The 8074-nt window shown below is 73.0% G+C and carries 6 protein-coding genes; 4 read left to right on the forward strand and 2 right to left on the reverse strand.

Features of this window, described 5'->3' with window-relative positions:
* A partial coding sequence (locus VFL99_RS09325) for a sigma-70 family RNA polymerase sigma factor (protein WP_325106072.1) occupies positions 1–1183 on the reverse strand: 1183 nt, incomplete at its 3' end.
* Positions 1184–1392: 209 nt separating this feature from the next.
* Here VFL99_RS09325 and VFL99_RS09330 point away from each other — a divergent pair.
* Positions 1393–1590 (forward strand): hypothetical protein, encoded by a 198-nt coding sequence (locus tag VFL99_RS09330; protein ID WP_325106073.1) that lies wholly within the window; start codon positions 1393–1395, stop codon positions 1588–1590.
* Positions 1591–1642: 52 nt separating this feature from the next.
* On the opposite strand, the gene VFL99_RS09335 is transcribed toward VFL99_RS09330, so the two are convergent.
* The gene (locus VFL99_RS09335; protein WP_325106074.1) at positions 1643–3217 is read right to left on the reverse strand and encodes a CCA tRNA nucleotidyltransferase; all 1575 of its coding nucleotides are present in this window, start codon (positions 3215–3217) and stop codon (positions 1643–1645) included.
* Positions 3218–3304: 87 nt separating this feature from the next.
* Here VFL99_RS09335 and VFL99_RS09340 point away from each other — a divergent pair, with 87 nt between their 5' ends.
* The 3 genes from VFL99_RS09340 to murJ all read left to right on the forward strand — a co-directional run.
* Positions 3305–3790, forward strand: coding sequence for an NUDIX hydrolase (locus tag VFL99_RS09340; protein ID WP_325106075.1), 486 nt, complete (start codon positions 3305–3307; stop codon positions 3788–3790).
* Entirely contained in the window at positions 3787–6462 is a 2676-nt protein-coding gene (locus VFL99_RS09345) for a DUF6049 family protein (RefSeq protein WP_325106076.1), read from the forward strand. Before VFL99_RS09340 ends, VFL99_RS09345 begins: the two co-directional genes overlap by 4 nt.
* On the forward strand, positions 6459–8074 hold a 1616-nt coding region (gene murJ, locus VFL99_RS09350), incomplete at its 3' end, for a murein biosynthesis integral membrane protein MurJ (protein ID WP_325106077.1). The genes VFL99_RS09345 and murJ, both read left to right, overlap by 4 nt.

The following is an 8074-nucleotide window of genomic DNA, read 5'->3' on the forward strand; positions in this document are numbered from 1 at the left end:
CCTGGGGCTGCCAGCCGGCCGGCAGCGAGTCGGGTAGCCCGAACCGCGCGAACAGCCCGGGCTCGAAGAACGCCGCGACGTGCTTCACCCGGACGCTGACCAAAGAACCATCTCGCGGCTCCTGCGACGTCGCCGCTGAACCATCTCGCGGCTCCTGCGACGTCGCCGCTGAACCATCTCGGGTCAGGGTGAGGACCTGCAGCTGGAACGGGTGGTAGGCGTCGTCCTCGCCGCGCATGTACAGGCCGAACGCGGGCTGGCCGTTCGCCTGTGCCGGCAGCATCCGCATGTCGTGCACGCCGCCGGGGCACTGCGTCGCGATGAGCCGGCCGATCGCGTCGGCGCCGAGGTACCAGCCGTCGAACGGCGGCATCTCCCAGACCGCGTCCTCGGTGAGCATGCTGACGATCGCGTCGATGTCCTTCTCCCAGAACGCGTTCACGTAGCGATCCAGCATCGCCCGCTGTTCCGGCGACTCCGGCTCGGCGACGCTCTCCTCGGTGGGCGCCACCTCCTTGAGCTGGGCGCGGGCCCGCTGCAGCAGGGAGTTGGCGGCCGCCGTGGAGACGCCGACCGCCTCGGCGACCTCGGCGGCCTTCCACGCGAGCACGTCGCGCAGGATCAGCACCGCCCGCTGCCGCGGAGGCAGGTGCTGCAGCGCGGCGACGAACGCCAGCCGGATGCTCTCACGGGACGTCGCCTGGTATGCCGGATCGCTCACCTCGGCAGCCTCACCCGCGCCGGTGCCGACCAGGGAGTCCGGCAGCGGCTCGAGCCAGGGGACCTCGGTGCGCTGGTTGAGCGGGCCCTCCGGGTCGGAACTCGGGGCGCCGAGGCCGGTCGGGAGGGGCCGGCGCTGCTTGCTCTCGAGCGCGGTGAGGCAGGCGTTGGTGGCGATGCGGTGCAGCCATGTGCGCACCGAGGAGCGGCCCTCGAAGCGGTCGTAGGAGCGCCAGGCACGCAGGTAGGTCTCCTGGACGAGGTCCTCGGCGTCCTGCACGGAGCCCAGCATGCGGTAGCAGTGGGCGAGCAGCTCCCGGCGGTACGGGTCGGTGAGGCTCGGGAAGTCGGCCGCGGTCCGGGCAGCTGCGTCGGCGGCACCCGTCGAGGCGTCGGCGTCGGGCAGTGCCCCAGCGGCGTCGGCGGGCTCGGTGGCGCGGTCGAGCACGTTCTCGGTCGTCATGAGCGTCCTCCCTGGGATGTCGTTCTAGTAGACCGCGTCCTGCCGACAAACTCATCGGTGTTTCCCGACGACCGTGCCGACTGAGCTGTGGACGGCTTGTTGCTGAAGGCCGGCCGCTCGGGGCAACCGCGGAAGCTCAGCAACAACGCCCGAGACGACAACTGCCGGGGAGGGCGTTGAGGCCGCGGGCGGTCGGGTAGGGGCACAGCATGATGACCAACGAGCAGGCGCAGCACGACAACCGCGTCGACGACACCGATCAGGACACCGAGCCGAGCATGATGGCGCCCGAGGAGGGCCGGCCGGACGGGGCCGCGGCGCTCAGCGACGACAACGCCGAGGACGCCGGCGTGCCGGGCGTGACGCCCACCGCCCCGCACAACGACGAGCAGCCCGAGACCGACTGAGGGCGCAGACCTCCAGGTCACCGCGGCCGGCGCGGCGACTGCTGGTGGTCGGTCAGTCGGTCGAGGCGGACTGCGCGGCCGACTCGGGCTGGTCGGCCCACCAGCGCCGCAGCTCGGCTGCCGCGGCCTCGGCACCGATCGGGCCCTGGTCGAGCCGGACCTGGAGCAGGTGCTTGTACGCCCGGCCGAGCAGCGGCCCCGGCCTGATGCCGAGCACCTCGGCGATCTCGTTGCCGTTGAGCTCGGGGCGGACGGCGTCGAGCTCCTCCTGCTCCCGGAGCCGGGCGATCCGGACCTCGAGGTCGTCATAGGTCCGCCACAGCCGCTGGGCCTTGCGCGCGTTGCGAGTGGTGCAGTCCGAGCGGGTGAGCAGGTGCAGCCGGGACAGCAGCGGCCCGGCGTCGGTGACGTAGCGGCGCACGGCGGAGTCGGTCCACTGCCCGTCGCCGTACCCGTGGAAGCGCAGGTGCAGCTCGACCAGCCGGCTGACGTCCTTGACCGTCTCCTTGTCGAACCGCAGCGCCTTGAGCCGCTTGCGGGCGAGCTTGGCGCCGACCACCTCGTGGTGGTGGAACGACACGCCACCGCCCTTCTCGAACCGCCGGGTCGCCGGCTTGCCGATGTCGTGCAGCAGCGCAGCGAGCCGGAGCACCAGGTCAGGCCCCACCACCACCTCCGCCTCGGCCGGTCCCGACGCCTCGGCCGGTCCCGACGCCTCGGCCGGTCCCGACGCCTCGGCCACCTGGGCCGGCGTGCTCTCCAACGCGATGGCCTGGTCGAGCACGGTGAGCGTGTGCTCGTAGACGTCCTTGTGCCGGTGGTGCTCGTCGACCTCGAGCTGCAGCGCGGGCAGCTCGGGGAGCACCTCGGCGGCCAGCCCGGTGTCCACCAGCAGCCGCAGGCCCGGCCGCGGCACGGGTGCCAGGAGCAGCTTGACCAGCTCGTCCCGGACCCGCTCGGACGACACGATCTCGATCCGCCCGGCCATCTCGGTCATCGCCTGCCACACCCGCGGCGCCACCTCGAACCCCAGCTGGGCCACGAACCGGGCGGCGCGCAGCATCCGCAGCGGGTCGTCCGAGAACGACTGCTCCGGCGTGCCGGGGGTGTCGATGACCTTCCGGGCGAGGTCGGCCAACCCGTCGTGCGGGTCCACGAAGTGCAGCTGCGGCAGCCGCAGCGCCATCGCGTTGACGGTGAAGTCCCGGCGGACGAGGTCCTCCTCCAGGCTCTCGCCGAAGGCGACCTCGGGCTTGCGGCTGGTGCGGTCGTAGGCGTCGGCGCGGTACGTCGTCACCTCGATCGTCGTCGCGCCCTTGCGCACCCCGATCGTGCCGAAGGCCCGGCCGACGTCCCAGTGGGCGTCCCCCCACGGCGCGAGGACGTCCTCGGTCTGCTCGGGGGTCGCGTCGGTGGTGAAGTCCAGGTCGGGCGACTCCCGGCCCAGGAACGCATCGCGCACCGGACCGCCGACGAGGGCCAGCTCGTGCCCTGCCGCGGCGAACCGCTCCCCCAGCTCGGTCAGCAGCGGGATCACCGGGGCCAGCCGGGTCACCGCGCGCTGCAACAACTCCGCCTCCGACGCCTCGGGCACGGAGGTCACAGGGGGCACGCGCTCGCCGGACACGAGACTCAAGGGTAGGCGACGCAAGGGCGCCCGACCCCACGGCGTCGGGTCACCGGGGGCCGACCCTTCGCTGGTTAGAGTGACGGAATGGACCGCCCCCTCCCACGACCGACCCGGCCGCTGCGCCAGCTGCCGGCCGTGGAGGAGACGTCAGCGGGTGGTGTCATCGTCGATGTCCACGAGGGAATGGCCCGGATCGCCATCATCGCCCGGCGCAACCGGGCCGGGCGGGTCGAGTGGTGCCTGCCGAAGGGGCACATCGAGCCGGGCGAGACGCTCGAGCAGACCGCCGCCCGCGAGGTCGCCGAGGAGACGGGCATCATCGGCATCGTGCTGACCACCCTGGGCACGATCGACTACTGGTTCTCCACCTCCAACCGCCGGGTGCACAAGCGGGTCCACCACTACCTGCTCGAGGCCACCGGGGGTGAGCTCGGCGTGGAGGGCGACCCCGACCACGAGGCGATCGACGCGGCCTGGTTTCCCCTCGACAGCGTCCACACCCGGCTCACCTTCCCCAATGAACGGCGGATCGCCCAGGCGGCCTGGCATCGCCTGGCAGGAAGCCCGTGAGCCGCGCACGTCTCGCGGTGCTCGCGGCCCTCACCCTGGCCCTGCTGCTCGCCGGCGCCACCGGTCTCGCCGGCCCCACCCCCCGCGCCCATGCCGCCGGGATCCACGCCGCCAGCACCCCGCCGAGCCGGAGCGCGGCGGCGGGGCAGACGGTTCCACGTGGAACATCGTCCCCGAGCGTGCAGGTCCACCTGCAGGACGTGGAACCCGGGATCGCCCGCCCCGGCCGCGCCATCCGCTTCACCGGCACGGTGCAGAACACCGGTCCATCCGCCGTGCGCCACCCCGTGGTGCAGCTCCGTGTCGCCGACCGCGGTCTCGACACCCGCGGCCGCCTCGCCGACTGGGCCTCCGGCAAGGACACCGGACCGACCGGCGACGTCGTCGGCCACGCGACCGTCGGCACGGTGCTCCTGCCCGGCGAGGAGCTGCCCTTCACCCTCCACCTCGGCCCGAAGTCGGTGCACCCCAGCCTGTCCTTCGGCACCCTGCCCGCGACCCTCGAGGTCGTCCCCGGTATGCCGTCCCGCCCGGCCGCGCGCAAGCGCCCGTCGTCGGGCGGCGCCGGTGTCGTCGCACAGCCGGGTGCCGCCCCCCTGGGGTCGCTGCGCACCTTCCTGCCGTGGGACCACAGCTCCAGCTACCACCGCCTGCAGATGAGCTGGGTCATCCCGCTGACCCTGCCCTCCGACCCGGCCCTGTTCGGAAAGCCCGGCAGGAACCGCCTCGCCGCGTGGGAGGCCGCCATCGGTCCCGGCTCCCGCATCGACGGGCTGCTCACCGGAACGGCGAACGCCCCGGTGACCTACGTGCTGGACCCGACGATGGTCTCGCCGTACGTCCAAGCGACGCCCACCCCAGGGGCGCCCTCGCCGTCGGGATCGTCCGGCCCCTCGGGTCCCTCGGGTTCGTCCGGGTCGACGGGCTCGAACTCGACCTCGGGATCGTCCGGCCCGTCCGGCCCGTCCGACAACCCCTCCACGGGCGGCGCCGTGCCCACGCCCCAGCCCACCGCCACGAGCAACAGCGAGGCTGGCTCCACCGGCGGCTCCAGCGGCGGTTCCCCCAGCGGCGACCAGACCGGCACCCCGAACGACTCGGGCACGTCGGGCTCCTCCGGCAACCCGGCGGGCGGCAACCCCAGCACCAGCAACCCGAGCGCCTCCACCGCCCCCTCCAGCCCGAGCAGCTCGACCGAGACGAGCCCCACGCCGAACGGCCCGACCTCCTCCTCCAGCCCCACCACCCCGACCACGCCGGGCCCCGAGCAGCAGATCGCCAACCTGGCCGGCGACCTCGCCGCTCGGCTGCGCAATGCCCAGGGACCCGGCCCCGGCCCGGGGCCGACGACCGCCCACCCGCTGTGGACGCTGCCGTCCGGTGACCCGGACCTGGGCGCCGTGGCGGCCGACGGCCAGCACGTCACCGACCTGCCGATCCTGTCCGCCCTCATGCAGCAGAAGGTCCCCTCCAGCCTCGGCACGCACGTCCGCACCGGCATCGCCTGGCCGGTCGGCACCCAGCTGAGCCGGTCGACCGTGACCGAGCTGCGCCGCGCCTACGCCACCGCCCCGCACAAGCTCGCCGCGGCGATCACCCCGCGGGGCACGGTGGTGGACGAGAACTCGGTGACCGGCACGGCGGCATACAAGTCACCGGACGGACTCCCGCTGCTGACGTATGACGAGCGCCTCAGTGCGCTCGCTGCCGGCACCTCCGACCGGGAGGACGGGGGCGCGACGGTCCAGCGGTTCCTGGCCGAGACGATGGCGATCTACCAGCAGCAGCCGGCGGTGAACCGGTCGGTGCTGGTCGCGCCGCCGCGCGGCTTCGCCGGTGACCCGGAGGTGCTGCAGGAGCTGTTCAGCCAGCTGCGGCACACGCCGTGGCTGCAGCCGACCACCACGTCCACCCTGCTCAGCCAGGCCCAGCGCGCCGCGCCGCTGACCCAGCCGCTGCGGACCACCGGCTCGGCCAGCCCACCGCAGGGCAGCAGGGGCATCCCCACCTACCCGACGCCCGGGCGCTCACCGTTGAGCCCGGCACGGCTGGGGGCGCTGCAGTCCGCGATGCGGCAGCTCAACGGCATCTCCGGCATCACCGAGGGCCAGCAGCCCGACCTCGTCGGCCGCCCGGCCGCCAGCGACCGGCAGCTGCTGTCGACCCGCTGGCGCGGGGCGCCGGCGGCGTGGGCCAGGCTCTCCGGGCACGTGCGCGGCGAGACCCGGTCGCTGCTCCGAGCGGTGCACGTGGTCTCCAGCAACGTGAACTTCCTCGCCGACGAGGGCGCCCTGCAGATCACCGTGGTCAACAACCTCAACGCCGACGTGCGCGGGGTGCAGCTCGAGCTGTTCGCCGACAACCCGAACCTGCAGATCGCCCGCCAACCCGGGCTGCTGCACATCGGGGCGCACAGCCGCACCAGCGTGCGGGTCCACGTCTCCGCGCTCGGCGCCGGGGACGTGCCGATCCACTCGGTGCTGACCACCCCGAACGGCACCGTCCTGGGCACGCAGCCGAAGGTGATCGTCCACGTGCAGCCCACAGGATCGTGGATCTACTGGGTCGTGGGTATCGTGGCGGCGCTCATCCTCGCGCTCGGGCTCTTCCGGACGTACCGGCGCGGCCGAGGACAGCAGCGTGACAACGAGAACGGGACGCACGAGACATGAGTGAGGCCCCCGTGAGCGGGGACACCATCAGCGGCGGCAGCGTCGGGCCGGCCGGCAGTGGCGGCGACGCCACCGGTGGCGCGACGGACACGACCGCCGACACCGCCAGCCTGACCCGCAACTCCCTGGCGATGGCCTCGGGCACGATCGTGTCCCGGGTCCTCGGCATGGTGCGCGTGGTCCTGCAGGCCAGCGCCCTGGGCACCGTCGCCATGGCGGCCAACGCCTGGGACATCGCCAACACCCTGCCGAACATCATCCACACCCTGCTGGCCGGCGGGGTGCTCAACGCGATCCTGGTGCCGCAGATCGCCAAGGCGAGCCGGCACGCGGACGGCGGCAAGGACTACGTCGACCGGCTGCTCACCCTGTCGCTGACCGCGCTGGCGGCGGCGACGGTCGTGTTCACGCTGCTCGCGGCGCCGCTGGTCTACATCTACGGCCCCGACCTGCCGGGCAACGCCCAGCACCTCGGGACCGTGTTCGCGCTGATCTGCATGCCGCAGGTGTTCTTCTACGGCCTGTACACGCTGCTGGGGCAGGTGCTCAACGCCCGCAACCAGTTCGCCTCCTTCATGTGGGCGCCGGTGCTCGCCAACGTCGTCGCGATCGGCGGGTTCGGGATCTTCCTGGCCACCCAGGAGCGGGTCGCGCCGGTCGACCAGTGGACGCCGACGATGATCTGGCTGGTCGCCGGGTCGGCCACGATCGGGGTGGCGCTGCAGGCGGCCGTGCTCGTCTGGCCGCTGTGGCGCAAGGGCTTCCGCTACCGCCCCCGCTGGGGATTCCGTGGCGTCGGCCTGCGCAGCGCCTCGCGCGTCGCGATCTGGACCTTCGGGGCCGTCGTGGTCAGCCAGCTGGCCTTCGTCATGGCCTCCAAGGTGCTGGCCGCCGCGGCCGATGAGCACGGAGCCGGGCGCGCGGCATACTCCACCGCGCTGTTGCTGTTCATGCTGCCGCACTCGCTGGTCACGGTCTCCCTCATCACCGCGCTGTTCCCGCGGATGTCGCGGGCGGCGGTCTCCGGGCGGCTGCGCGAGGTGCGCACCGACGTGCGGCACGGGCTGCGGCTCACCGGCGTGGCGACCGTGCCGATCACCATCGCCGGCATCATCCTCGCCCGGCCGATGTCGACCACCATCTTCAGCAGCCTCGCCCACCTGGACGAGTCCTCGGCGCTGGCCGTCGGCGACATCCTCATCGCGATGATGACCGCGCTCATCCCGTTCGGGCTGTTCTTCCTCGTGCAGCGGGTGTACTACGCGTTCGAGGACGCCAAGACCCCGTTCTGGTTCCAGGTCATCATCAGCGGCATCGCGACGATCGCGAACGTCATCGTGCTGTTCACCGTCCCCGCCCGCTGGATGGCGGTCGGCGCCGGCGCGGCCCTGTCCCTGGGCAACGTCGTCGGGTCGGTCGCGAGCTTCGTCTGGATGCGCCGTCGCCTCGGCGGGCTGCGGGTGTATGACGTGGTCCGCACCTACGTGCGCCTCACGCTCGCCTCGGTGCTGGCCGCCGTCGTCACGCTGGCGATCATCTTCGGGCTCGACCACGTGCTGGCCGGCAAGCTGCTCGCCTTCACGATCCTGGTGCTCGGCGGCGGGGCGTTCCT

It is taken from the genome of Segeticoccus sp., from assembly GCF_035708005.1.